This is a genomic window from Clostridioides sp. ES-S-0005-03 (assembly GCF_020658455.1).
GTDB lineage: Bacteria > Bacillota > Clostridia > Peptostreptococcales > Peptostreptococcaceae > Clostridioides.
In genome coordinates, this window is record NZ_JACVWI010000003.1 from 35,230 (window position 1) to 60,361 (window position 25,132).

At 28.5% G+C, this 25,132-nt stretch carries 25 protein-coding genes; 23 read left to right on the plus strand and 2 right to left on the minus strand.

The genetic code is table 11. From position 1 onward, the window contains the following. Positions 1–8 precede the first annotated feature (8 nt). The 13 genes from IC218_RS12880 to IC218_RS12940 all read left to right on the plus strand — a co-directional run bounded on the left by IC218_RS12880 (position 9) and on the right by IC218_RS12940 (position 12,375). The gene (locus IC218_RS12880) at positions 9–812 is read left to right on the plus strand and encodes a CheR family methyltransferase (protein WP_227483651.1); all 804 of its coding nucleotides are present in this window, start codon (positions 9–11) and stop codon (positions 810–812) included. 39 nt (positions 813–851) lie between these two features. Next, positions 852–1,433: a CheB methylesterase domain-containing protein gene (locus tag IC218_RS12885; protein ID WP_227483650.1), complete on the plus strand. Its 582-nt coding sequence runs from the start codon at positions 852–854 to the stop codon at positions 1,431–1,433. A gap of 119 nt (positions 1,434–1,552) precedes the next feature. Continuing rightward, on the plus strand, positions 1,553–2,416 hold the full coding sequence (locus IC218_RS12890; protein WP_227483649.1) for a DUF3298 and DUF4163 domain-containing protein: 864 nt from the start codon (positions 1,553–1,555) through the stop codon (positions 2,414–2,416). Between the two features lie 107 nt (positions 2,417–2,523). Further along, on the plus strand, positions 2,524–3,513 hold the full coding sequence (locus IC218_RS12895) for an ornithine cyclodeaminase family protein (protein WP_227824625.1): 990 nt from the start codon (positions 2,524–2,526) through the stop codon (positions 3,511–3,513). Between the two features lie 92 nt (positions 3,514–3,605). After that, the gene (locus IC218_RS12900) at positions 3,606–4,217 is read left to right on the plus strand and encodes a hypothetical protein (RefSeq protein ID WP_227433627.1); all 612 of its coding nucleotides are present in this window, start codon (positions 3,606–3,608) and stop codon (positions 4,215–4,217) included. A 287-nt stretch (positions 4,218–4,504) separates the two neighbouring features. Continuing rightward, a complete protein-coding gene (locus tag IC218_RS12905) occupies positions 4,505–5,284 on the plus strand; it encodes a DUF975 family protein (protein WP_227433626.1) in 780 nt (259 codons plus the stop codon). 204 nt (positions 5,285–5,488) lie between these two features. Next, on the plus strand, positions 5,489–5,848 hold the full coding sequence (locus IC218_RS12910) for a BlaI/MecI/CopY family transcriptional regulator (RefSeq protein WP_227433625.1): 360 nt from the start codon (positions 5,489–5,491) through the stop codon (positions 5,846–5,848). Between the two features lie 10 nt (positions 5,849–5,858). Next, the gene (locus IC218_RS12915; protein WP_227433624.1) at positions 5,859–7,181 is read left to right on the plus strand and encodes a M56 family metallopeptidase; all 1,323 of its coding nucleotides are present in this window, start codon (positions 5,859–5,861) and stop codon (positions 7,179–7,181) included. A gap of 213 nt (positions 7,182–7,394) precedes the next feature. After that, positions 7,395–7,802 carry a hypothetical protein gene (locus tag IC218_RS12920; protein WP_227433623.1) on the plus strand — a complete coding sequence of 136 codons (408 nt, stop codon included), beginning with the start codon at positions 7,395–7,397 and terminating at the stop codon, positions 7,800–7,802. A gap of 411 nt (positions 7,803–8,213) precedes the next feature. Then, positions 8,214–8,609, plus strand: a complete 396-nt coding sequence (locus IC218_RS12925) for a hypothetical protein (protein ID WP_227433622.1) — start codon at positions 8,214–8,216, stop codon at positions 8,607–8,609. 426 nt (positions 8,610–9,035) lie between these two features. Beyond that, complete coding sequence (gene iorA / locus IC218_RS12930; protein ID WP_227433621.1) at positions 9,036–10,817, plus strand: indolepyruvate ferredoxin oxidoreductase subunit alpha; 1,782 nt, start codon at positions 9,036–9,038, stop codon at positions 10,815–10,817. Next, a complete protein-coding gene (locus IC218_RS12935; RefSeq protein WP_227433620.1) occupies positions 10,817–11,392 on the plus strand; it encodes an indolepyruvate oxidoreductase subunit beta in 576 nt (191 codons plus the stop codon). The genes iorA and IC218_RS12935 overlap by 1 nt, the downstream gene beginning before the upstream one ends. A 326-nt stretch (positions 11,393–11,718) precedes the next feature. Next, positions 11,719–12,375 (plus strand): hypothetical protein, encoded by a 657-nt coding sequence (locus tag IC218_RS12940; RefSeq protein ID WP_227433619.1) that lies wholly within the window; start codon positions 11,719–11,721, stop codon positions 12,373–12,375. Between the two features lie 217 nt (positions 12,376–12,592). Here IC218_RS12940 and sleC read toward each other — a convergent pair whose 3' ends face one another. Further along, positions 12,593–13,864, minus strand: coding sequence for a spore cortex-lytic germination protein SleC (gene sleC / locus IC218_RS12945; RefSeq protein WP_227824626.1), 1,272 nt, complete (start codon positions 13,862–13,864; stop codon positions 12,593–12,595). 250 nt (positions 13,865–14,114) lie between these two features. On the opposite strand from sleC, the gene IC218_RS12950 reads away from it, so the two are divergent. From IC218_RS12950 to IC218_RS12995, 10 genes are all read left to right on the plus strand, one after another. Beyond that, positions 14,115–14,867 carry a PrsW family intramembrane metalloprotease gene (locus IC218_RS12950; RefSeq protein ID WP_227483648.1) on the plus strand — a complete coding sequence of 251 codons (753 nt, stop codon included), beginning with the start codon at positions 14,115–14,117 and terminating at the stop codon, positions 14,865–14,867. A gap of 41 nt (positions 14,868–14,908) precedes the next feature. Beyond that, the gene (locus IC218_RS12955) at positions 14,909–16,219 is read left to right on the plus strand and encodes an RsmB/NOP family class I SAM-dependent RNA methyltransferase (protein WP_227433616.1); all 1,311 of its coding nucleotides are present in this window, start codon (positions 14,909–14,911) and stop codon (positions 16,217–16,219) included. Between the two features lie 100 nt (positions 16,220–16,319). Continuing rightward, entirely contained in the window at positions 16,320–16,856 is a 537-nt protein-coding gene (lepB, locus tag IC218_RS12960; RefSeq protein WP_227433615.1) for a signal peptidase I, read from the plus strand. Positions 16,857–17,030: 174 nt separating this feature from the next. Further along, complete coding sequence (gene lepB, locus IC218_RS12965; protein ID WP_227433614.1) at positions 17,031–17,567, plus strand: signal peptidase I; 537 nt, start codon at positions 17,031–17,033, stop codon at positions 17,565–17,567. Between the two features lie 9 nt (positions 17,568–17,576). Beyond that, positions 17,577–18,332 carry a sugar phosphate isomerase/epimerase family protein gene (locus tag IC218_RS12970; RefSeq protein ID WP_227433613.1) on the plus strand — a complete coding sequence of 252 codons (756 nt, stop codon included), beginning with the start codon at positions 17,577–17,579 and terminating at the stop codon, positions 18,330–18,332. A 73-nt stretch (positions 18,333–18,405) separates the two neighbouring features. Next, on the plus strand, positions 18,406–20,073 hold the full coding sequence (locus IC218_RS12975) for a nucleoside kinase (protein WP_227824627.1): 1,668 nt from the start codon (positions 18,406–18,408) through the stop codon (positions 20,071–20,073). Positions 20,074–20,418: 345 nt separating this feature from the next. Then, on the plus strand, positions 20,419–21,348 hold the full coding sequence (gene glsA, locus IC218_RS12980) for a glutaminase A (RefSeq protein ID WP_227483645.1): 930 nt from the start codon (positions 20,419–20,421) through the stop codon (positions 21,346–21,348). Positions 21,349–21,445: 97 nt separating this feature from the next. Next, positions 21,446–22,009: an ArsR/SmtB family transcription factor gene (locus IC218_RS12985; RefSeq protein ID WP_227824628.1), complete on the plus strand. Its 564-nt coding sequence runs from the start codon at positions 21,446–21,448 to the stop codon at positions 22,007–22,009. A 297-nt stretch (positions 22,010–22,306) separates the two neighbouring features. Beyond that, positions 22,307–23,143 carry a deoxyribonuclease IV gene (locus IC218_RS12990; protein ID WP_227433609.1) on the plus strand — a complete coding sequence of 279 codons (837 nt, stop codon included), beginning with the start codon at positions 22,307–22,309 and terminating at the stop codon, positions 23,141–23,143. Between the two features lie 300 nt (positions 23,144–23,443). Then, positions 23,444–24,439 carry an aldo/keto reductase gene (locus tag IC218_RS12995; RefSeq protein WP_227824629.1) on the plus strand — a complete coding sequence of 332 codons (996 nt, stop codon included), beginning with the start codon at positions 23,444–23,446 and terminating at the stop codon, positions 24,437–24,439. A 202-nt stretch (positions 24,440–24,641) separates the two neighbouring features. Here the strand turns inward: IC218_RS12995 and IC218_RS13000 are convergent, their stop codons facing one another. Next, a complete protein-coding gene (locus tag IC218_RS13000) occupies positions 24,642–25,046 on the minus strand; it encodes a RusA family crossover junction endodeoxyribonuclease (RefSeq protein WP_227433607.1) in 405 nt (134 codons plus the stop codon). Positions 25,047–25,132 lie beyond the last annotated feature (86 nt).

Below are 25,132 nucleotides of genomic sequence, written 5' to 3' on the forward strand. Positions count from 1 at the left end.
TTTTTTGTATGATAAAACTCACTGATGAAGAATTTAAAATTCTTGGAAACTATATAAAAAAAGAGTACGGAATTGATTTAAGCAAAAAAAGAGTATTAATTGAAGGACGACTATATAATACAATGCGAGAGAGAAAGTTTAGTTCTTTTAGTCAATATATGAACCTATTATTTAGAGATAAGACAGGAAATGAAGCTATAAATTTAATAAATAGGTTGAGCACAAATCATACATTTTTTATGAGAGAACATCAGCATTTTGAGTATATGTATAATAATATACTTCCTTTTTGGGAAGAAAATAATAAACTCAGAAACTTAAATATATGGAGTGCAGGTTGCTCTAGTGGAGAAGAAGCATATTCAATAGCTATGACTTTAGATGATTATTTTGGGAGTAGGAAAGACCTGTGGAATATTAAAATTATAGCCACAGATATTTCAATGAATTCACTTGAAAAAGCTAAAAGAGCTGTATACACAGAAGCAAATGTTGATAATGTTCCAAAATTATGGAAGAAAAAATATTTCATAGATAATAAAGATGGTACATTTAAAGTTTGTGATAAGATTAGAAAAAGTGTATTTTTTAAACCATTCAATTTAATTGAAGATTTCTCACATCAACTTTTTGATTTGATTTTTTGTAGAAATGTTATGATTTATTTCGATTTAAAAACAAAAGAAGAGCTTATAAATAAATTTTATGATGTAACTAAAAAAGATGGATTTTTATTTGTAGGTCATGCAGAGATAGTAAATAGAAGAAATACAGAATACGACTATGTAAAACCTGCTGTTTATAAAAAATAGAAGAATATTTTAGATATATGATTTTGTGGGGGCGGTAATGTGGAAAATATTAATAACAGGGTCATTGCTATAGGCGCATCTATAGGTGGAACAGAAGCAATACTTGAGATTATAAAAGACTTACCAAAATCTACACCAGGGGTTGTTGTAGCTCAACATATGCCAGCTATATTTACTGAGATGTATGCACAACGACTTGATAAGCAGTGTATTATGAATGTAAGAGAAGCTAAAAATAATGATAGAGTAGAGCAAGGAAATGTACTTATTGCACCTGGTGGATATCAAATGAAATTACATTTAGATAAAGATGGGTATTATGTAACTTGTGAAGAAGGTGAAAGAATAAGTGGACATTGTCCATCTGTAGATGTTTTGTTTGATTCAGTAGCACAAGTAGCAGGTAAAAACTCAGTAGGAATAATACTTACAGGAATGGGTTCAGATGGAGCAACTGGACTTTTGAAAATGAGAGAGAAAGGTTCATTTACAATTGGGCAAGATAAAAATTCTTGCATTGTATATGGAATGCCAATGGTAGCATTTGATAGAGGTTCTGTTGTAATCCAATTACCACTTGATAAAATTTCAAGTTGTCTGATAAGTCATCTTAATATTTGAAAAGAAAAAGATTAATTTTTATAAATAAAAATTAATCTTTTATTAAATTATATGGATAAAAAACCCTAGAAACTCCAAATATAATAAGAGAGATTTATATTTAGGAGGAAAATAATAAGATGAAATTTTTTAAAGTAAATACGAAAGCTAGAGTTTTAAGATATGTGTTTGTTTTATCCTTGACTATAATAGCTATTTTAGCAATTAAACATGACTATAGATATAATAATTTGGGGAAAGATGCTTTACTTAATCTAAATAAAGACAAAGAAGCTGTAAGCGTTATGAGTAATCAATCATTGCCAAAAGATACTACAAATAGTAAACAAACTTTATCAGTAAGTACAATAGGAAGTAAGACAATAGTGAAAAATGATGAATATATAGAAAGTACTATAAATATGCCTATAATAACAAATTCAAATAAGATTGTTGAAAGGTCTACAAATGATAGAATAAAAAATGATATATTTGAATTTTATAACAAATCGTATAAAGAGGCAAAACAATACCTTAAAGATAATCCTGATGAAGAAAATAAATTTGTTGCAAATGTAGACTTTGAACTTAAAAAGAATACTGATTCTGCTCTTAGTATAAAGGTAAGATATTATACTTACAGTGGTGGAGCACATGGTTATTATCAAGATATAGCTTATAATGTAGATATGAGAACAGGGAAGTTTTTAGAATTAATGGACCTATTTAAAGATAATACTAAATATAAAGAAGTTATAGATGAGGAAATTAAACAACAAATAACTGATTTAGAAAAGAAAGATAAAGAAAATGTAGGAATATATAATTTTAAAGGGATAAAAGAAAATCAAAATTTTTATTTGCAAGATGATAACTTAGTTATATATTTTGATTTATACGATATAACTCCATATGCAGCAGGAATACCAGAATTTTCAATAAACAAAAAACTAATAAGCTATATGTTAAAATCGGAGTATGTAGATTTGTTTAATATGAAATAGGATTATTTAATTTGAAATATATTTATTTAATATGAAATAGAATTTGTATTAAAATGTTATGTTATAATATCTAGCATAGAAACTTATTAAAATTGGGGGTATATAAAATGCTACTTTTAAAAAAAGACGACATAAAAAAAGTATTTACTATGAGAGACGCAATTGAGGCTGATAAAGAGGCTTTTAGAATTTATTGTGAAGGAAAAAGTGTAACTCCTTTGAGAACTAATATACCAGTTCCAAGTCAGGATGCTAGTATGTTATTTATGCCAGGATATGTAGAGGACTTAGGGTGTGCAGGAATAAAAATTGTATCTGTATTCCCTAAAAATGCTCAAAAAGGCAAACCAGTAATTCCAGCAACAGTATTATTATTAGATGGGGAGACTGGAGAAGTATGTGCTGCTTTAGATGGTACTTATATAACTCAAGTTCGTACTGGTGCAGCATCTGGTGCAGCTATAGATGTTTTAGCCAAAAAAGATTCTAAGATAGGGGCTTTAATAGGCTTGGGAGGACAAGGTGAGTCACAACTTGAAGCTATGTTAGAAGCTAGAAATTTAGATGAAGTAAGAGTTTTCAGTAGAAATAAAGAAAGTAGAGAAAAATTTGCAAAAGAGATGAACTTAAAGCTAAGTAAATATAATACTAAAATAGTTGCAGCTGAGTCATCTGATGAAGCCATAGATAATTCTGATGTAATAGTTTTAGCAACAACATCAAAAAAACCAGTATTTGATGGAAATTTGGTTAAAAAGGGAGCATTAGTGAGTGCTGTAGGTTCATACTTACCAGATATGCAAGAGATGTGTCCAACTTGTTTAACTAGAGCATCTAAGATATTTTTTGAATCAACAGATGCAGTTTTATCAGAATCAGGAGATATATTAATTCCTCTAGAAGAAGGTAAAATAAGCAAAGCTGATTTTAATGGTGATTTGGGAAATGTTATAAATGGAACTATTTCCGGGAGAGAAAATGATGACGAAATAATTGTGTTTAAAAGTGTCGGAATAGGTGTACAAGATGTCGTAACAGCGAAAAGAATATATGATAAAGCAAAAGATAGAGGGATTGGAATAGATTGGGAATGGTAAAATTTTCAAAATAAACTTATAATTAGACAAAATTATGCTATAATATTAATAAATAAATTTTTTTATTCAATTAACTGAGGGAGGATATTTGTATGAAAATGGTAAAAAAATTAATCTTGTCTTCTATTATGGCTTTAGTTTTAGTTCTAACTATAGGCTGTTCTAATGCAGAAGAAAAAGTAAAGTCGAATTTTGAAGCTAATTTAGCAGCACTAGAAATGTATAAATACGATGAAAAAGGCATTTCTGATGCTTTAACAGAAGCTGAATATAAACAAATTCAAACTTATAATAACACAGATAAAGTTTCAATGCTTGCTCAATTAACACCTCTTTATGGAAAAGAGAATGCTGAAAAGATATATGACACAATTGTTAAATTAATACAAGGTGTTGAAAAGACAGTAACAGTAGATTCTTCTAGTAAGGATAAGATAACTTTAAAAGTTGTAAGTAAAGCATTGGATACTAGTAAAGTAATGTCTGAGGCAAACGATTTAGTAAAATCATATGTAACTGATAAAAATAATTACAATAAAGCAGAAAAAGAAGTTCAAGATGATATGGCAAAAATGATTATAGACCTTTATAACAAAAAGCCAACGAAAGATGTTACAACTTCAATTACATATACAAAAAAAGATGGTAAATGGCAACCACCTAGCAATATACAAAAATTATGTGAAGGAATATATACAATTTAATTTATTTTAAAGACACTAAAACTATCTTTTAAACATATAATAAACTGTTTGAAAGATAGTTTATTTTATTATTTATTGAATACTATTTTTCAAATTTGTTTGATATACTTGGCAGTTTTGACTATATAAAACTTTCAATACAATTATGCTATATCTTGATAAAACATGGTGAATAATTGTGTGTTATATAGTCGAAAATATGATATATTAATATTATATTATATGATAAAAGTTTATTTATATGCTTTTAGGGAGATTTTTTATATAAAATGAAAGGGGTGTTTTTTATGTTATCAAGGCAAGAATTAAAAAGAGTATCAAAAGCTCAGTTATCTGGAAACTGGGGAACATGTGCAATTAATATGGCAATATATATTGCGTTGATAGTAGCTATATCATTTATAGGATTGCCTTTTGAACCCTTAACTACTATCATAGTAGCGATAATAGGTTTTTTAGTTGCAGCAGGATTTACATGTATGTTTTTAAAGATTACTAAAGATAAAAAAGTCAAGATGGGAGATATCTTCGTAAATGGAAGAATTTATTTAAGAAGTTTTGGACTTTATATATTAGAATCAATTGCTGTTTATATTTATTCTTTTATAATCACAATTATCGGAGCATTTTTGTCATTTGGAGTTTTACTCACTAGTGGAGCAATTGAATACCTATCAAGTAATAATGTTGGAGTAGGAACTGTAATTTCTACTGCCATAACTCTAGTTATTATAGTAATTGTGTTGATGTTGCCAGTTTATATATTGTTATTATACATTTCTCAAGCTGCTTTTTTAATATGTGAAGATAAAGATAATCTTGGTGTATTTAAAGCAATGGGTGCTAGTTTAGATATGATGAAGGGTAATGTACTTAAACTATTTATATTAAATCTTAGCTTTATAGGATGGTATATATTGACTATATTCACTTTAGGAATAGGTTTGTTATGGTTAATTCCATATATAGGAGTTACTAATTGTAATTTCTATAGAGAATTATTAAAAGATAATCCAGATGTAGAAGATATATTATTAGATAAGGAAAAATCTTATTCTATGTATTAAGATGGTTTTATAGTTAAATAAAATAAAGCTTTATTTAGATATTAAAGTATAAAAATGACAAGACTGTCTTTTACAAGAACTATTTCTTTAAAGGACAGTTTTTGTTATTAAAAAAATAAATGGTTGACATCACATAGACTACTGTGATAGTTTTAAATTATAATATTGACTATTGTGATAACCATATTTGAGGAGCGATTTTATATGGAAATAAAATTATTTGATTCAGAACTTAAGGTGATGGAAGTTCTATGGGAGATAGGAGAAAGTAAAGCAGGGGAATTAGTAAAAGTTTTAAAGGAAGAAACAGGATGGAATAGAAACACTACGTATACAGTTATAAAAAAATTAGTATCAAAAGGTGCAATAGAAAGAATTGAACCAAACTTTGTTTGTAGACCTTTAATAAGCAAAGAAGAAGTTCAGAAGCATGAAACAGAAAGCTTAATTAATAAAATGTTTGGAGGGTCTTCAGAGAAATTTCTTTCAGCTTTTATTAATAAAGAAAATCTCTCAAGTGATGAGATTACAAAACTTAAACAAATTGTTGAGAAATTAAAGTGAGGTAAGATTAATGTTCACTAAATTGTTAGAAATGAGTGTTACTTCTGGGGTTTTAATTTTAATTGTTATTTTTATAAGAGCATGTTTGTTTAAAAAATTGCCTAAAAAAGTATTTGTATTATTATGGCTAGTTGTTTTGTTTAAACTTTTAGTACCAGTAAGTTTAAATTCTACTTTTAGTATTTATAGCATTATTGAGTCAAATTTTGATGCTCAATTGGGAAATGCATCCGCTGTGGATTATTCAATTAAGAAGAATAATAATTCTATCAGTAAGAATAATTTTGGAGATTCTAAGGCTTTATTCAATCTTGAGAATTTTACAGCATTGGAAATATCAAGTATTTTAACGTTTGGAATTTCTATTACTTTTATTATGTTTTTATGCTTTAAGTATACCAGGACGATTAATCTTTTTAAAACTTCGATACATATAAAAAATCATGAATTTATTAAAAAGTGGGCATATGATAATAGAGGTCTTAGAAAATTCTTTGTTTGTATTTCTGAATTTACTAAAACACCTCTTACAACTGGTATTTTAAAACCGAATATTATTTTGCCAAAACAAATGGACTATAGCAATAACCAAACTCTAAACTTTGTCTTAACTCATGAATTGGTTCATATCAATAGGTTTGACAATATATTGAAGTTGTTTATGATTGTAGCTCTTGCTGTCCATTGGTTCAATCCTTTAGTTTGGGTAATGCTTTTTTTATTGAATAAAGATATAGAATTTAGTTGTGATGAAAAGGTAATGAGTATAGTTGGTGAAGAATATAGAGCTGATTATGCAACTACGCTTATAAGTTTAGCAGAGGAACATAATACATTTCCAATGACACTTTATAACGGATTTGGAAAGACAAAGATAGAAGAAAGAATAGTTAATGTTATGAAGTTTAAAAAATCAACCTATATTACTTTTTTAGTTTCAGCTGTGTTAATTTGTGGGACTAGTGTTGTTTTTGCAACTGGAAATAAAGAAATTGATGAAGTTGAATCTTTTAATCTAATGGAAATTGAGCAAAGTAATAAAAACGACTTTTCAATAGGAGGTCAGCCATTAAAAATAGAATCTAAGATAAATAATACAAATATTTCTGTGGGATTATCAGCTAAAAGTGATGAAAGCATTGATTTAAGTACATCAGAAACATATAAAATGCAGAAAATTACTTCAAAGGTTGATGTAGAAGAAGTGTATTCTAATATGTCAAAGTATTCAGTTGTACCAACTGATAATATTTCTAAGAAGATATCTGTAACAAAAAGTATGAAGATTTTAACAAATAATAAATTGCAGTATAAAGATTCTGAAAGCAACTAGATATATGACAAATAAGGATGGGTTGAGAATTAGGAATACTATCTTAAAATAATTAAATTTATTTTGAGATAGTATTTTTTATTAAAAAATTTTATAGAAATACTTGACACAATTATGACTATTATGATAGTCTAAAGATGTAGTAAATAACTATTGCAATAGTCATAATGAACTACACTACCCAAATAAATCTCTAAGAAAGGAATATAAATTATGAAAATAAAAAAATCCCTTATAAGTGCAATGATGGTATCTGCTATGGTACTAGGAGGAACAGGAGCAGTATTTGCAAGTGGAAATGACGATGTATCTAATATTGAGTTATCTAAGTTTAAATCTCTAGTAGAATCAGGTGTAACTGATGCTGCTGACTTAGAAAAACATGGAGTTGAGTATTATACTTATGAAGAGTACGCTAAGCAGATTGAAGAGTTAAAAGCATATGCTAAAGACTCTTCAGCAGTTAAAGATGTAAGTTCAAAAGACCTTGAAGATACAATTAAGATTATGGAAAAAGATTTAGAAAAGATAAAAACTGAAGGCTTAAAGATAATGAAACCTATCGTAATAGATAATGAAGATGGAACTCAATTGGCAGTTTCTTTATCTAGAGCTGAATAATCAATATTAAATTTTTTAGATATAGCTTGAAAAAGTATTTAAAAAACTAAATAAGCGTAATTAAACATAGTAAACAAGAACAAAACAAGTAACAAATAAACGATAACAAAAGGCTTAAAGTCTATATGAAGATAGAGAAGTAAAAAATAAACAAATTAAATAGTATAAAAATAAATCTAGTCAAAGTAAAAGTATTAAACCCAGTTTGTAATGTTAACATTTTTTATATGTATTAAGAAATGTTAACATTACTTTTTTTATTCAAAATATGGATTTTTACTAAAAAACGTTGTAGAAATACTTGACATAAATATGACTATTATGATAGTCTAAAGGTGTAGTTAATAACTATTGCAATAGTCATTGTGAACTACACTACCCAAATAAATCTCTAAGAAAGGAATATGAGTTATGAAAATAAAAAAATCCCTTATAAGTACAATGATGGCATCTGCTATAGTATTAGGAGGAACAGGAGCAGTATTTGCAGATGGAAGTAGTGATGTATCTAATATTACGTTAGATAAATTTGATTCTCTAATAAAATCAGGAATAACTGAGCCTGCTGACTTAGAAAAATATGGAGTTGAGTATTACACTTATGAAGAATATGCTAAGCGTATTGAAGAATTAAAAGAGTATGCTAAAGACACTACACAAGTTAAAGACTTAAGTTCACAAGACCTTGAAAATACAATTAAGAGTATGGAAAAAGATTTAGAAAAGATAAAAAATGAAGGTTTAAAGATTATGAAACCTATTAGAATAGACAATGGAAATGGATTGATAGGTTTCTATGGTCGTTAAATAATTAAATGATACAAAAGTAAATCTAGACAAAGTAAGAGTACTAATTCAGCTTGTAATGTTAACATTTTTTAATGTATGTTAAGAAATGTTAACATTACTTTTTTTTTATTTAAAATAATATTGAAAATATTATGAAAATTCTAACGAAAATTAATTCTTAATTATTAGAGTCATTAAAATTTAAAGAAAAATGGCAATTTGGTATTTTAAAAGTGAGTTTTAAAAAAATTAAGGCTATTGGCATGGCAATTGCTTAGTAAATAAAATAAGAACAATATTATAAATTTATGGATTCATATTATTATTTGCTATCAATATTTAAATTGTATTGATAATAAATATATAGTTGATAGCTTCTAAAATGTATCGCTAACAAATACACTAAGTTATCAAAGAGGTATTATTTCTAAGGAGGGGGAAAGCATGAAACAATTGCTTACAGGAAATGAGGCAGTAGCACGTGGTGCTTACGAAGCAGGCATATCTTATGCAGCTGCTTATCCAGGAACACCAAGTACTGAAATATTGGAAAATATAGCACTATATAAAGATGACATAATTGCAGAGTGGGCACCAAATGAGAAAGTAGCAGTAGAGTCAGCAATAGGAGCCTCTATTGCAGGAGGTAGAGCCCTTGCAGCTATGAAGCATGTTGGAGTAAATGTTGCTGCAGACCCAATATTTACATATGCATATATGGGAGTAAATGGTGCGATGATTATTGTATCTGGAGATGACCCTGGCATGCACTCATCACAAAATGAACAAGATAATAGACATTATGCTAAATTTGCAAAGATAGCTATGATAGAACCAAGCAACAGCCAAGAATGTAAGGATATGCTAAAGGCTGCGGTTGAGATAAGTGAAAAATACGATACAACAGTTTTATTTAGAATGGTGACTAGAATATGTCATAGTAAAGGACTTGTTGAGTTAGGAGAAAAAGAAGAAACAATTGTAAAAAAATATGAAAGAAATCTTTCTAAGTTTGATGCTATTCCAGCAACTTCAAGAGGATTAAGAATTAAACTTGAAGATAGATTAAAAAAGCTTGAAGAGTTTTCTAATGAAACTGACTTAAACTTTATAGAATGGAATGATAAGAAAATAGGCGTGATAACTTCAGGAGCTTCTTATGAGTATGCTAAAGATGTGTTTGGAGATACTGTATCATATTTAAAATTAGGATTTACATATCCTCTTCCAACAAAGAAGATAAGAGGTTTTGCAGAACAAGTAGAAACTGTTTATGTAATCGAAGAATTAGAACCTTATATAGAAGAACATCTTAAAGAAAATAACATACCATGTATTGGAAAAGAAAAGATACCTAATATAGGTGAGTTAAATCCAGATATTATAGCTCAATCAATTTTGGGAGAAAAAAGAAAACTAATAGAGTATAGCCAAGAAAAAATAGTTGGCAGACCTCCAACTTTATGTGCAGGATGTCCACACAGAGGATTTTTCTATGAGCTAGGAAAGGTTAAAAATGTACTTATAAGTGGAGATATAGGATGTTATGGTCTAGGAGGAGCAGAGCCTTTAAATGCTAAAGATACTTGTATATGTATGGGAGGAGGGCCAGGTGTAGCTCATGGAGCACAAAAGATATTTACTAAAAATAATATTAACATGAGGACTATATCTACAATAGGAGATTCAACATTCTTTCATACAGGAATAAATGGTCTCATAGATATAATCTACAACAAAAGTAATACTGTAACATGTATTCTTGATAATAGAATTACTGGAATGACTGGTCATCAAGAAAATCCTGGAACTGGATTTTCATTGCAAGGTGATGTTACTGAAATGATGGACATTGAGACTATAGTAAAAGCTTTGGGTTGTAAAAATGTAAAGGTAGTTAATCCTAATATGTTGAATGAAGTTAAAGAAGCATTAAATTGGGCTTTATCAATTGATGAACCTTCAGTAATAATCACTAGATGGCCATGTGCATTAAAAAAATTTACAGAAGATGATAAAAAAAGATTCGACCTTACACCATCAATTTGTAGCGTAGATGATGAGAAATGTATTGGATGTAAGAAATGCCTTACAACAGGATGCCCTGCTTTGAGATTTGATAAATCTAAAAAGAAATCAAGTATAAATCAGGCTCAATGTGTAGGATGTACAGTATGTGCACAAGTATGTCCAGTAAATGCTATAAAAAAGGTTGGTGAAAAGTAATGAAAAAGGTTAAAAATGTATTGTTATCAGGAGTAGGAGGTCAGGGTACTGTTTTAGCAAGTAAAATACTTTCTGCTGGTCTTATAGATGCTGGATATGATGTTAAGATGTCAGAGGTTCATGGTATGGCTCAAAGGGGTGGAAGTGTAACAACACAAGTTAGATATGGAGAAAAAGTACACTCTCCTATACTTGGAAAAGGAGATGTTGACGTATTAGTTTCATTTGAGACTATGGAGGCTTTAAGATATCTTGATTTTCTTAAGCCTGAGGGTAAATTAGTAGTAAATGATTATGAAATGCCTTCTGCACCAATTTTAACAGGTAGAGTGGATTATCCTGAAAATATAATAGACGATATTAAAGAAAAAGTGGATGTAACAGTGATAAAGGCAGTTGATATTGCCAGAGGTTTTGGAAATGAGAAGGTTATGAATGTAGTACTTTTGGGAGCATTGATTAAGGCTTTACAGTTAGAAAATGATATAGATTGGGAAAAGATAGTATCACAACAGGTTAAACCTAAGTTTATAGAAATTAATATAAAAGCTTTAAGAGAAGGAATGAATATTTAGAAAATAAAAATTACAGATAAAAAACTATATAAAGAATCAGAAAAAATAATTATATATAATATACAAAGGGTTAGGAAAGATTAATTAAAAATATAATATATAAAGGGTTAAAAAATAATTGCAAAAAAAAACTATATGTAATAGTTATTTAATGCAATAGCTATTTACTGAGATAGTTATTTAAAAATGAAATTTTATCAATTTAAACATGGAAAATGAATACCTAAGTAAGCAATATTTAATAAATATATTTATATAGAGATAACAATAAAATAAATACTTGAAAGGAAGGAGAACTATTTAGATTATTAAATAGTATTTATAATATGAAAAAAGGCGATTTTATATGGAGTGGAGTTCTTATTTGTCTTATTGCTATTTTAGTGATACCAAGTAGTAGAGCGGTATTTATGGAAGCAACAGGTGCACATCCATATATTGGAGGTTTTTTCAAGTTTGCTGTGTTAGCAACAATGGGAGACTTACTTGGTGCTAGAATTTTGCATAAAGACTGGAAAATACCAGTGGGAATCTTTTACAGAGCCGTAGTTTGGGGAATTATAGGTGTAGTTACAACATATGCTATGTCAATTTACTCAGCAGGTGTAGGGCAGGCACAAGTAGATGGTATGCTTCCATTTGAAGGAATAGCTTTTGCAAATGCTCTATTTAAGAGTGCAACTATGAATATATTAATGTCACCAACTGTATTTTTATTCCATAAGGTTATGGATTGCTTTATAGATAAAAAATACGAAGTTGGAAAGGGTGTTAAGGTAGTTCTTAAAGATGTAGTAAATGTTGTAGACTGGAATGCCTATCTTGGTTTTAGTGTTTTGAAAACTATACCATTTTTCTGGATACCATGTCATACAATTGTATTCTTGTTTCCTGCTGAATATAGAGTAATTGCCTCTGCTTTTGCATCTATAGCTCTAGGATTAATTTTAGCATTAGCCAATAAATCTAAAGCTACAAATTAAGATTATTAATAAATTTAGAGTTATTAAGTTGAATTATTGATTGCTGTTTTTAAGAAGCTTAAAATCCCCCATTTAAGAGTTTTAAGGTTCTAAAATAATAAGTTATAACTACAAAAAATGGCTGCTAAGACTATTATGATTATAGGTTAAAAAACTTATAACAGATAGTAGTTTATAACAGCCATTTTTTATGTTAAGCTAATAAGTTAGTTAAAATCTAAATTAGAGGATTTAAAGAAGCTATTCTAGTTGTAGCTACATAAACTCTGGATATTTCATACCATGTCTTAAAGTCAACTACTCCAGTTTGAGGTAAACCAAAAATTCCTTGGAATATTTTCACAGCATTTTCTGTATCTGTACCATAGATTCCATCTTCCCTCACTTTTGGTATAGCTGGATAAGAATTAGATATAGCATTTAACTGGTTTTGTATAGTTCTAACGTATTGTCCAGAAGAACCAACTTGTAGTGTAGTTCCAGGAAATGATACTGGTACACCACTAACTACTGGAGCTTTTTCAAACACTATTTCGTCTCCATAGAAATATCTTAGTATGCTTTCATAATCGTATCCTTGGTCACCGAGGTCCTTACTACCCCATTGAGTCATTTGATTAGGACATTGAGATTTTTGACCATCACAATATTGAGCTAGTAGTGGCTGTCTTGATGTAGGAGGTCTTTTTATAAATGTATTAAATATAGCATCTACAACTACGTTAATTGGTTCAAATAAGTTTCTATTGTTTATAAATTTATGGTCATATGCTGTTGATGAGGTGATTGTAAAGTTATATCCTTTGTTTCTGTACCATTCAGTAAAGACTCTATTTAAAGTAAATGATATTATAGCTATTACATTTGCGTAGATTGTCTGCTCAGGCCAAGTTGAATATATTTCAGATGAGGCTATGTTTTTAATGTACTCTTTAAATGGAATCCAATAATTTGCCGCTGATGTATTTTCTGGTAAACCATCATGAACTACTATAAATTCAGGCACTACAGGGTTATCTAATACAACAAAACCAGTAGGTGGTGGTAATGGTTTTAGGTTACTTTCTGGAATTTTAGGAGGATAAGTACCGTATAAAGTATGTTCTCCTATATCAAAAATCAATTCACTTTGTCTTGAGAAGGAACGCTTACTTCTTGTTCTAGGAAACATAGGAACTCCTTGTCTCGCCTCAATTGTAGCTAGTAACTGTGTCCCTTCTATGACAACTGTCTCATATCCATCCGCTATAGCTTCTACTATATACTGGCTGTAAGGTCTAACATCAGATGGTTGTAGAGAGTAATCTACATCTGGTGCTGGTAATACTAATCCAGTCACTTGGCCAGATTCATTACTTATTAGGTTCTGGTATAAAGTTGATGAGCTTTGGCTACCATTAGACATTGAATATATGTTTACTGTTGCATTTTGAATGGGTCTATTGTTAGTAGCATCAATTATACTTACTGTTAAGAAACCATCTTGCATCAAATCACCCTTTCTTTAAATGAATTTAGTTCCCTTATATTTCAAGATATGAATATGGCTTGAGATTTGTTAAATAATATAGATATAAATTTAAATTTTTTTAAGTATTTTTAACCTATCAAATGATAAAGAGTTTAGTATATAAATTTGAGTGTAGAAAAATTTAAAATAAAAGCTGAAAGAAAATAAATTAAAAGTAAGTGTATATTTAAAACACAAATAAACTAAAAATAAGTAGTAATTATAAAACATGAATGAATTAAAAACTTTGAAAGGAAAATTACCTATGAAGCTGGATTTATTTTTATTAGCAGTAGTACCTATATTAATAGGTATGTTTTGGATAAGATCTAAAGATAAATATTGTAGAGAGCCACTAATCCATTTAATTAAATTTTTTATGATAGGTGCTTTTTTAAGTGTTATAATTATTCTTTTAGAAAATCTATTAATGAAGTTTAATGTATTTGAAGGATATTCAGAATTATTATATGTATCATTTATAGTTGCAGGTCTTGTGGAAGAAGGTGTAAAAGCTTTAATACTAATTCCTTCATTGATTAAAGAAAAGCACTTTACTGAAAAATTAGATGGTATTATTTATTCTGTATTTTTATCTTTAGGATTTGCAACAATTGAAAATATAGTTTATATTTTCTCTGAAAGTAGAAATTTAGCACTACAGGTTGGTATTAATAGAGCAGTTATCTCCATTCCAGCTCATGTAATGTTTGCTATTACTATGGGATATTATATTTCTAAGTATAAGTTTGAGGGGAATGAAATTAAAAAACGTGAATACTTATTTATGGCTGTATTAATTCCGATTTTATTACATGGAGTTTTTGATTTTATATTGATGATAGAATATAGATGGGCTATTATATTATTTATAGTTTATGTCATAATTTTGTGGAAAATAAATCTTGATAAACTTGAAAAATATATGAATAACTCTAAAAAAGTGTTTTTTGGAAACTTAAAGAAAAAGAAAAGAAAATAAATGACGAACAAGTAACGCAGATAAAAAGGGGGATTATAAATTTGGCAAATTTACCAAAAGAATTTTTAGAAGATATTAGAGAAATACTAGAAGATGAATATGATGATTTTATAAAAAGTTATAATGAAGAAAAGACTACTGGTCTTAGAATAAATACACTAAAAATTGATAAAGAAAAACTATTGAATTTAAATTTATTTGATTTATATCAGATACCGTGGGCAGATGAAGGTTTTTATTATGATGATAAAATTAATAGGCCTGGTAGAAATCCATTACATGAGGCTGGAGCATATTATTTACAAGAGCCTTCTGCAATGAGTGTAATACCAAAAGCAGATATTAAAGAAGGAGATAAAGTACTTGATATGTGTGCTGCACCTGGTGGCAAATCTACATATATATTATCTAGATTAAACAACACAGGTTTATTGGTTTCTAATGAGATTAATACAAGTAGAATTAAAGCTCTAGGAGAAAACTTAGAACGATTTGGGGCGAGAAATTGTATAATAACAAATACTGATTCTAATAGCTTAAGAAAGACATTTAATGGGTATTTTGATAAGGTGATTATAGATGCTCCTTGTTCTGGGCAAGGGATGTTTAGAAAAGATGAAGTGGCCATCTTAGATTGGAGTCAGGCAAAAGTAATTGAATGCCAATCTATTCAAAAAGAGATTATAAGAGATGGATATAAAATGTTAAAGAAAGATGGTATTTTAATTTACTCAACATGTACTTTTTCAAAAGAGGAGAATGAACATGTTATAAATGAGTTTATCAGTGAATATCCACATGCAGAACTTGTTGAGATGGAAAGGCTATGGCCTCATAAAATAAAGGGAGAAGGTCATTTTGTAGCTAAGATAAAAAAATTAGAAGAAGAAGAAAGTAATGTAAAAGAATTAAAAATAAAAAATTTAGATAAAGAAATAAAGGATTATAGGGAGTTTGAAAAGAAATTTTTAAAGACTGATTTTTATAGTAATAAAAAAAATAAATTTTATTTAAGAGGAGAAAATTTGTACCTACTTCCTGAAATATATCCAGATACAAAAAAACTAAAAGTATTGAGATACGGTTTGCATTTAGGGGTTTTAAAGAAGAATAGATTTGAGCCTTCTCATGCATTATCTCATTACTTAAAAGTTGAAGATGTAAAAAACGTTGAAAACTTTAGTGTACAAAGCGAATCGATTCTTAAATATTTAAAAGGGGATGTTATAAATTCTAATGAAAGTAGAGGATGGGTTTTGGTATCAGTTGAAGATATACCTTTAGGTTGGGGAAAAGAATCTGCTGGTACAATTAAGAATCATTACCCTAAAGGTCTTAGAAAAGTATTTTAAACTATTAGAAAAAAGAAGTATAATATTTATATTGTAAGTTTATGGTAGATTAGTTTTGCTGTAGATTGACTTAATATTGAACACAGAGGAGACGATTTTAGTGGGTGAAGCAGTTAAAAAAGAAGTTGTAGAGTGGATAAAAGTGATTGTCATAGCTCTTGTTTTGGCATTTGCAATAACGCGTTTTATAGTGCCAACAATAGTTAAAGGAGAATCAATGTATCCTACGCTTGTAGAACGTGATTATTTGATAGTCAATAGAATTGCGTACAAAGTAGGAGAGCCAAAATACAAAGATATAATAGTATTCAAAACCGACTTAACAGAAGAAAATGGAAAGAAAAAAGATTTAGTAAAAAGAGTTATCGGGGTTCCTGGTGACCATGTAAAGATAAAAGACTCCAAGGTATATGTAAATGATAAATTGTTAGATGAAGTTTCCTATATACATAATAATCGTACTGATGGAGATATTGATATAGTAGTTCCAGAAGGAAAATTATTTGCAATGGGAGACAATAGAGAAAGAAGTTTAGATAGTAGATACGATGAGGTTGGATTGGTCGACGAGCACACCGTTCTAGGAAAAGTTCTAGTCAGATTGTATCCATTTTCTAAGATAGGAACTATTGACTAAACATTATAAATATAAAATTTGGAGCAATCGCTGATTAACTGAAATCACCAGACCATACACAATAGTTGTCTATATAAAAAAGACAACACCTTATTTAGTAGACTTATCTAAAAGATAGTGCTTAAAAGTAGCATTATCAATAAAGATAATATAACTATAAAGGAGAATTTGTGAATGAATGAAACTATTAAAGAAGAGATTGTAGAGTGGATAAAAATAATTATTACTGCACTTTTTTTGGCATTTATTATAACTCGCTTTATAAAACCAACATTAGTAAATGGAGAATCAATGTACCCAACACTTAAACCACACGATTACTTAGTGGCAAATAGAATAACATATAAATTATCAGAACCAAAATGTGGAGATATAATGATATTTAAGACTGACTTGTTGCAAGATAATGGGAGAAAAAAAGAGTTAGTAAAAAGGGTTATAGGTGTACCAGGAGACCATTTAAAAATTAAAGATTCTAAGGTTTATATAAATGGTAAGTTATTAAATGAAGTTTCATATATACATGATAATTATACTGAAGGCGAGATTGATATGGTGATTCCTCAAGGTAAAGTATTTGCTATGGGAGATAATAGAGAAGTAAGTTTAGATAGTAGGTATAAAGAAGTAGGATTAGTGGATGAACAAAATATTAAAGGAAAAGTTATTTTAAGAGTGTTTCCTTTTACACAAATAGGTATTTTTGAGTAGGTGATTTGTATGGCAGTTGGTGTGGCATCTTTGTTATTTAATATTGAGGGTGCTTTAAAACTTTGTGAAAGTACAAAGGAAATAACTCATTTGGAAATTGGTATTGATAATATATATGAATGTAGTGAGTTATGTAAATATAAGCAGAGAATTTCTAAACTAGGGTTGTCTATAGGGATACATTTACCTATGGAATTAAACACTTGTGAAAATATAGAATATATACGAGCTTCATGGATAAGTTTTATTGAGAAGATAGAATTAGAGCTAAAAGGATTTGATATAAGGTACTTTAATCTTCATTTGGGTTATGTTATGACAAATAGACTTAAAAATAATAGGGACAAGTATTTAGATAATAGTGTAGATTTTTTTAATAAAATAAATACAGATTCACATATTTGTATAGAGAATACTTATTCAAAAGGTGGGGATTTTTCAAATATTGGAAATATATCCTATGATTTTGAATATATATTTAAGAGGATTAAAAATTCTAAGATTTGTTTTTGTTACGATACTGGACACTGTTTAATTGATGAGGATGATTATTTAAATAACTTGAAAGATAAGATAAAATTGATACATTTAAGTGATAATGATGGTATCAATGATATACATGTTGGTATAGGAAGAGGTATTTTATCTGAAGAGAGTGTTAAAGAGGTTTTAAAATTAGATGCAGAATATTTAGTATTAGAAATAAATTACGAAGACATTGAAGATACTATAAGTAAATTGAATCATATTGTAGGAGAGGGTTAAATACCTCTCTTTATCTTGTTGATATGCCTCGTTGATTAAAATGTATATTCATCAAAAGGAAGGAGATGTTGAAGTGAAGAAAATAAATTTAAAAATAGACGGAAGAAGTAAGGAGTATTCATTAGACGAAAATTCTTTGGGAATTAGACTAGGAGATATAGCAAAAGAGTTTTGTGATGAACATAAAGGATATATAACACTTGCGGTTGTAGATAATAAATTGAAAGAGTTAAATTATAGAGTGAAAAAGGATTGTGAGATAGAGTTTTTGGATACGACAAATGAAGATGGAGAAAGAGTTTACTTTAGAGTCATGTCATTTGTGTTTGTGATGGCTTGTAGAGAGATATTTTGGGACAGCAGAGTTACAATAGAACATTCACTATCTGGTGGACTATATTGTGAAGTTCATATAGAGAGAAAACTTAAAGAAGTTGATGTTGAAAATATAAAAAATAAAATGAAAGAGATAATAAATAATGACTACACTATAGAAAAAATAGAAGTTACGAGGGATGAAGCTATTTCTATATTTGAAAATAATGAGATGTATGAAAAAGCAGAACTTTTGAAATACAAGGAATATGATAGTGCTAAAGTATATAAATGTAGAAACTATATAGACCATTTTTATGGATATATGTTGCCATCAACTGGTTATATAAAATCGTTTGATATCATACTTTACAATGGAGGTATTATAATTTTAGGGCCTAGTGAAGAAGATAAGACTCTACCTATGAAATTTATACCTCAACCTAAGCTATCAAACGTATATTATGAAGCAGAAGAATGGTCAAGACTAATGGGAATTGATAAGGTAGTATCACTTAACAGAATAATAGAAAATAATGAATATGGAGATATAATAAGAACATTTGAAGCATTACATGAAAAGAAACTATCTCAAATAGCAGATATGATAAAAGATAACAATAAGAGAGTAGTTTTAATAGCAGCACCATCATCATCTGGAAAAACAAGCTTTGCTCATAGACTATCAATACATCTTAGAGTAAATAACTTAAATCCGATTTCAATATCTTTAGATGATTATTTTATAGATAGAAAACATACTCCTTTAGATGAATATGGAAACTATGATTTTGAGTCAATTTATGCTATAGATTTAGAGAGATTCAACTTAGATTTAAATAAACTTTTAGCAGGTGAAGAAATTGAGGATATAAGGTTTAACTTTAAAGCTGGGGAAAGAGAATATACTGGTAAAAAGATAAAGATAGACTCAAATCAACCAATTATATTAGAAGGTATACATGGGCTAAACCCTATTTTAACAGCATCTATACCAGATGAAGATAAATTTAAGATATACATAAGTGCCCTTACTCAAATAAATTTAGATGACCATAATAGAATTCCTACTGCCGATTTGAGAATGATAAGAAGAATTGTTAGAGATTATAATTTTAGAGGATATAGCGCTGATAATACTATTTTGCAATGGGCATCAGTTAGAAGAGGAGAAAAGAAAAATATATTCCCTTATCAAGATGAAGCAGATGCTATATTTAATTCCGCTTGTGTGTATGAATTAGCGGTTTTAAAGCGATTTGCTAAGCCTCTATTGGAGGAAATAGATGAAGATAATCCTGCTTATATTGAAGCTACTAGATTATTAAAGTTTTTACAGTATTTTGTTGAACTAGATGATACTTCTGATATACCAGGAACTTCAATCCTTAGGGAATTTATTGGAGGAAGTAAAATAGTTGATTAGCATGTATTATTGATTATTTTATTGTACTCATATTGAACTAAATATTTTTTTAGAGATACTGAATAATCTATGGTTTATATTTTAAGTAATATTGCTGGAGTATTAAAGTGAAAATTCTATTTAGTTATCAAAAATTCTTTGTTTTGTGAGAATTAGTATAGATAATAAATACTATTTAACTTTAATACTCCTTTTATAATATTATGATATTTTTTATAATATGTTTGAAAAATAAAGTTAAGTCTGCAAAAAATAGTTTTAAAGTATAATTTCTTTTAACACTGTTTTATTATAGTATAAACTTGTGCTAAAATAGAGTATATAACATAAGATGATGAGGTGCATATGAATACGTTAGATGAGACATTATTAAAAGAAATTATAAGTTCTAATAAAAAATATACAAATTATGGACAAGTTGCTAGTTACATACCAGAATTAAAAAATGCTCGTAGAAATGATTTAGGAATTTGTATTATAGATAGTGAAAATAACATTTATAGTGCTGGAAATTGTAGCACAAAATTTACAATACAAAGTATTTCAAAACCAATTGTGCTTGCCATGGCACTTATGGACAATGACTGGGAAGACGTTTTTTCAAATGTTGGAATGGAGCCAAGTGGAGACCCATTTAATTCTATAATGAAACTTGAGATTAATGATACTAAAAAGCCTTGTAATCCAATGATAAATGCAGGAGCAATAGTTACCACTTCTCTTATAAATGGGAGCTGTTTGGAAGAAAAAGAAGAAAGAATGCTTAGCTTTTTTAGAAAGTTGGCAAGAAATGATAACATAGGAATAAATTATGATGTCTATAAGTCTGAAAAAATGACTGGAGATAGAAATAGAGCTATGGCTTATCTGTTAAAAAGTGATGGATTTATCAGAGGTAATGTAGAAGATGTTTTAGACCTTTATTTTAAACAATGCTCAATTGAGGTGGATTCTATAGATTTAGCGAGAATTGGTATAAATCTTGCTAATTATGGAGTAGACATAGAAAATGGAGAGCATTTAATGAGTGAAATGGTATCTAGAATTGTCAAGACATTTATGATGACTTGTGGAATGTATGATGCTTCTGGGGAATTTGCTATTAAAGTTGGAATTCCTGCAAAATCTGGAGTTGGGGGTGGTATAATGGCTTCTGTGCCAGGACGTATGGGTATTGGTGTTTATGGACCTGCACTTGACAAAAAAGGTAACAGCGTCGCAGGAGTTAAAGTTTTAGAGGAGTTGTCAAATAAACTCAGATTAAATATTTTTTAAAATTTTAAGAAAGGATTTTTTTGACAACAACATATAATTTAATATATAATTAAATTGTAAAGAAATATGAATTAAATAAATTTTTTAGGAGGGGTCAATGAAAGAGGTATTGGTATTACGAGATTTGGAGTGCATAAAGGCTATTGCACATCCACGTAGAATAGATATTCTAAAAGCATTTGACAAATCGCCATTGTCAGCAAAACAATTATCTCAATTATTGGAAGAACCTCATGCAAAAATAAACTACCACATAAAAATGTTATACAAAGTTGGTATTTTAGAATTAGTTGAGGAAAAAATAAAGTCGGGGATTGTGGAAAAATATTATTATCCAAGTGCAAAAAATGTGGTTATAGGGAATAGGATACTTAATTTTTCTTTAGACAATGGGGAAGAAAAAGAAGAATTGTACATATCAAGATTTGAAAATATGAGTGAAGTTTTTTATAAAGCAGCAGAGGAAGATGTTTTAGAAAATGAAAATATAGTTGATTATCATGATATTTCTCTTACTCATGATGAATTAGTTGAACTTAATAACACTATGAAATCAAAGATAGATGAAATTTTAAATAAAAGACAAGACAGCGTTGAAGGTTCTAAGTATGATATAGCTATGGTTGTAGTTCCTACAGTTGAAGAAGAATGTCCTAATTAGAATCATTAATTATGTATTAGTTATAAAACATAAGATTAGAGATTGAACATCAGAATTTACTTAATAATCAAAAAATACTTTTGAGCATGAGTAAAATAATGATTTTTAATCTCTATTTTTTTGTTATTTGAATGACTAAATATACTCTTTGAAATTTATCAAAATGGGTATAATTAAACTATAAATATTAAAATTTAGAATTAATATATACGAAATTAATTATAGTTATACTAAAATTAAGACTTAAGTATCAAAAATTTATAAATTAAAATTATGTACAACCAAAAGGAGATTAATATGATTAAATTAGGAACACATATTTCAATAGCAAAAGGATTCGCAAAGGCAGCCGAAACAGCTGTATATATTGATGCAAATACATTTCAATTTTTTAGTAGAAACCCAAGAGGAGGAAATGCTAAAGAATTTGATGAGAAAGATATAGCTAAATTTCAAGAAATTAGAAAAGCAAACAATTTTGCACCATTACTTGCACATGCTCCATATACTATGAATCTAGGTGGAGTGAAGGATGATGTTTATGAATTCGCAACAAGAGTAATAGATGAAGATATAAGAAGAATGGATTCACTAGGTATAGAATACATGTGTTTTCACCCTGGAAGTCATGTAGGTGGTGGAGTAGACTTTGGTATAGATAGGATAGTAAAAGGGCTAAACAATGCTATTAAAGGAGATGAAAATATAACTATACTCCTTGAAACAATGTCAGGAAAAGGGACTGAAATAGGATTTAGTTTTGAGCAGTTAAAGAGCATAATAGACAATGTCGAACATAAAGAAAGAATAGGTGTGTGTCTTGATACATGTCATATTTTTTCAGCTGGTTATGATATAGTTAATGACTTGGATGGAGTTTTAGGGGAATTTGACAAGATTATAGGTATAGATAGATTAAAAACTATACATTTAAATGATAGTATGATGCCATTTGGGGATAAAAAAGATAGACATGCTCCTATAGGTGAAGGTAAGATAGGGCTAAAAGCTTTAACTGATTTTATGGAACATCCAAGCATTAAAGATTTGCCATTCTTCTTAGAAACACCTTTTGATGAAGAAGGTCATAAGAGAGAGATTAAGATGATTAAAGAAATTTTATCTAGTAAATAGTATTTTGATATGATGTAAATAATATTTTGATGCTATTTAAGTAGCATTTTGATTATATTTGGATTAAATTTAGATTATATGCTAGTGAAATATAGATTGGTATATTATGAAGCATATTAAATAAAATTTTGATGTAATATAAAAGAGTATATTATAAACTATATAAATAAACTTGATAAAATGTGTATATATTTTGAATAGTATATAAATAGATTGCAAAAATTCTCATAATTTGTTGTATAATTAAAAGTAACATGTTAATAATGTTTAAAATTAATTAAAAGTTAGGTGGGGAAAGCTATGAGAAATTTAGGCAAAACTAGTATGAAGATAAAAAGAGTCGGTTTTGGGGGAATTCCAATACAAAGAATTACACAAGAGGATACTAATTTAGTTATAAATGAGCTAGAAAAACAAGGAATAAACTTTATTGATAGCGCAAGGGGATACACAATAAGTGAAGAAGCTATTGGAATTGCTATAGAAGGAAAAAGAGATAAATTTTTCCTAGCTACTAAAAGTATGTCTAGGGATTATGATTCAATGAAGAGAGATGTGGAAATAAGTTTAAATAACTTTAAAACTGATTTTATAGATTTATATCAATTTCACAATGTTAAAGAAGAAGAGTATGACAATATTTTTAAAGATAAAATGGCTTATAGTGCCCTTTTAGAAGCAAAAGAACAAGGGAAGATAAAACATATTGGTATAACTAGCCATAACTTAAACACTATAGAAAGAGCTTTAGAAAGTGGCAAATTTGATACTATACAATTTCCTTACAATATAGTTGAAGGACAAGCAGATGAGGTATTTAAAAAAGCTCATGAAAAAGGAATTGGTATAATAGTAATGAAACCTTTAGCTGGTGGAGCTTTAGATAATGCTACATTGGCTATTAAGTATATATTGTCTAAGGATTATATAGATGTGGTTATACCAGGAATGGATAGTGTTGAACAAGTTAGACAAAATGTCGCTGTGCTTGAAAATCTTGTATTAGATGAGGATGATGAGAAAAAAATTGAAGAAATAAGAAATTCTCTAGGTAAAAAATTCTGTAGAAGATGTGAATATTGTATGCCTTGTGCTGTTGGAATAAATATACCTTTAAGCTTCTTATGCGAAGGATATTACACTAGATATGGATTAGAGGAGTGGGCTAAGGAAAAATATGAGGTTATGGATGTTAAACCTACTGAATGTATTGACTGTGGTCTTTGTGAAAGTCGATGTCCATATGAACTTCCTATAAGAGAAATGTTGAAGACTGTTGTTGAAAAGCTAGGATAGATTTTACTTATTGAAATCGGTGTAATAAATTTACGCCGATTTCTTTTTTTATGTAAGTATAATTATTATGATAAGATTGTGTTTATGAAAGTATTAAGTGTTATGTCTGTGCAATTATTAAGTGTTATGTCTATGCAAGTATTAATTATTATATAAATATTGTTTTTGCATCAATATAGATTTATATAGCATATACAGATTTTTATTTTTCAAAAATATTATAAGATATATCGTATTTAGATATTGGATAAAGTTCAATTTCAACTCTAGGATTGTCCTTATCTATAAAATCAAATAAAAGTACTGGCTTAAGCTGCTTATCATTTTTTATTATTCCACTTTTTTCAATACCATCACAAATGCTCTTTGGATAGTTATGTAAATCGCCCATTCTCTTGTTAGGGAAGAATAATTTTAACACTGTTATTAAATTTTCTTCAACAGTTTCTCCTTGATACTGTTGATTTATAAAACCTGCAATCATGTTCTCATATGCTAAATACTTAGAATATTTTCCCTTTGAAGGCATCCATGCTTGACCATTTATATTATGAAGTTTAAAATTAGATTTACTAATGGGTCTACCTGGTATTGTTATTTTAATCAATTTATTCACCATCCTTATACAGTATTTATTATAATCTGTGGATGATTTAAAAGCAAATTCTTATTTGTTGTACCTTTCTGAATAAC

Excerpts from the sequence above, each read along its gene's own strand:
- glsA (WP_227483645.1), top strand. The coding sequence starts at position 20,419 with ATGAATACGTTAGATGAGACATTATTAAAAGAAATTATAAGTTCTAAT.
- IC218_RS12970 (WP_227433613.1), top strand. The coding sequence starts at position 17,577 with ATGGCAGTTGGTGTGGCATCTTTGTTATTTAATATTGAGGGTGCTTTA.
- IC218_RS12990 (WP_227433609.1), top strand. The coding sequence starts at position 22,307 with ATGATTAAATTAGGAACACATATTTCAATAGCAAAAGGATTCGCAAAG.
- IC218_RS12995 (WP_227824629.1), top strand. The coding sequence starts at position 23,444 with ATGAGAAATTTAGGCAAAACTAGTATGAAGATAAAAAGAGTCGGTTTT.
- IC218_RS12890 (WP_227483649.1), top strand. The coding sequence starts at position 1,553 with ATGAAATTTTTTAAAGTAAATACGAAAGCTAGAGTTTTAAGATATGTG.
- IC218_RS12940 (WP_227433619.1), top strand. The coding sequence starts at position 11,719 with ATGAAAAAAGGCGATTTTATATGGAGTGGAGTTCTTATTTGTCTTATT.
- iorA (WP_227433621.1), top strand. The coding sequence starts at position 9,036 with ATGAAACAATTGCTTACAGGAAATGAGGCAGTAGCACGTGGTGCTTAC.
- IC218_RS12920 (WP_227433623.1), top strand. The coding sequence starts at position 7,395 with ATGAAAATAAAAAAATCCCTTATAAGTGCAATGATGGTATCTGCTATG.
- IC218_RS12900 (WP_227433627.1), top strand. The coding sequence starts at position 3,606 with ATGAAAATGGTAAAAAAATTAATCTTGTCTTCTATTATGGCTTTAGTT.
- IC218_RS12985 (WP_227824628.1), top strand. The coding sequence starts at position 21,446 with ATGAAAGAGGTATTGGTATTACGAGATTTGGAGTGCATAAAGGCTATT.
- IC218_RS12910 (WP_227433625.1), top strand. The coding sequence starts at position 5,489 with ATGGAAATAAAATTATTTGATTCAGAACTTAAGGTGATGGAAGTTCTA.
- IC218_RS12895 (WP_227824625.1), top strand. The coding sequence starts at position 2,524 with ATGCTACTTTTAAAAAAAGACGACATAAAAAAAGTATTTACTATGAGA.
- sleC (WP_227824626.1), bottom strand. The coding sequence starts at position 13,864 with ATGCAAGATGGTTTCTTAACAGTAAGTATAATTGATGCTACTAACAAT.
- lepB (WP_227433614.1), top strand. The coding sequence starts at position 17,031 with ATGAATGAAACTATTAAAGAAGAGATTGTAGAGTGGATAAAAATAATT.
- IC218_RS12950 (WP_227483648.1), top strand. The coding sequence starts at position 14,115 with ATGAATGAATTAAAAACTTTGAAAGGAAAATTACCTATGAAGCTGGAT.
- IC218_RS12905 (WP_227433626.1), top strand. The coding sequence starts at position 4,505 with ATGTTATCAAGGCAAGAATTAAAAAGAGTATCAAAAGCTCAGTTATCT.
- IC218_RS12880 (WP_227483651.1), top strand. The coding sequence starts at position 9 with ATGATAAAACTCACTGATGAAGAATTTAAAATTCTTGGAAACTATATA.
- IC218_RS12915 (WP_227433624.1), top strand. The coding sequence starts at position 5,859 with ATGTTCACTAAATTGTTAGAAATGAGTGTTACTTCTGGGGTTTTAATT.
- IC218_RS12925 (WP_227433622.1), top strand. The coding sequence starts at position 8,214 with ATGAAAATAAAAAAATCCCTTATAAGTACAATGATGGCATCTGCTATA.
- IC218_RS12935 (WP_227433620.1), top strand. The coding sequence starts at position 10,817 with ATGAAAAAGGTTAAAAATGTATTGTTATCAGGAGTAGGAGGTCAGGGT.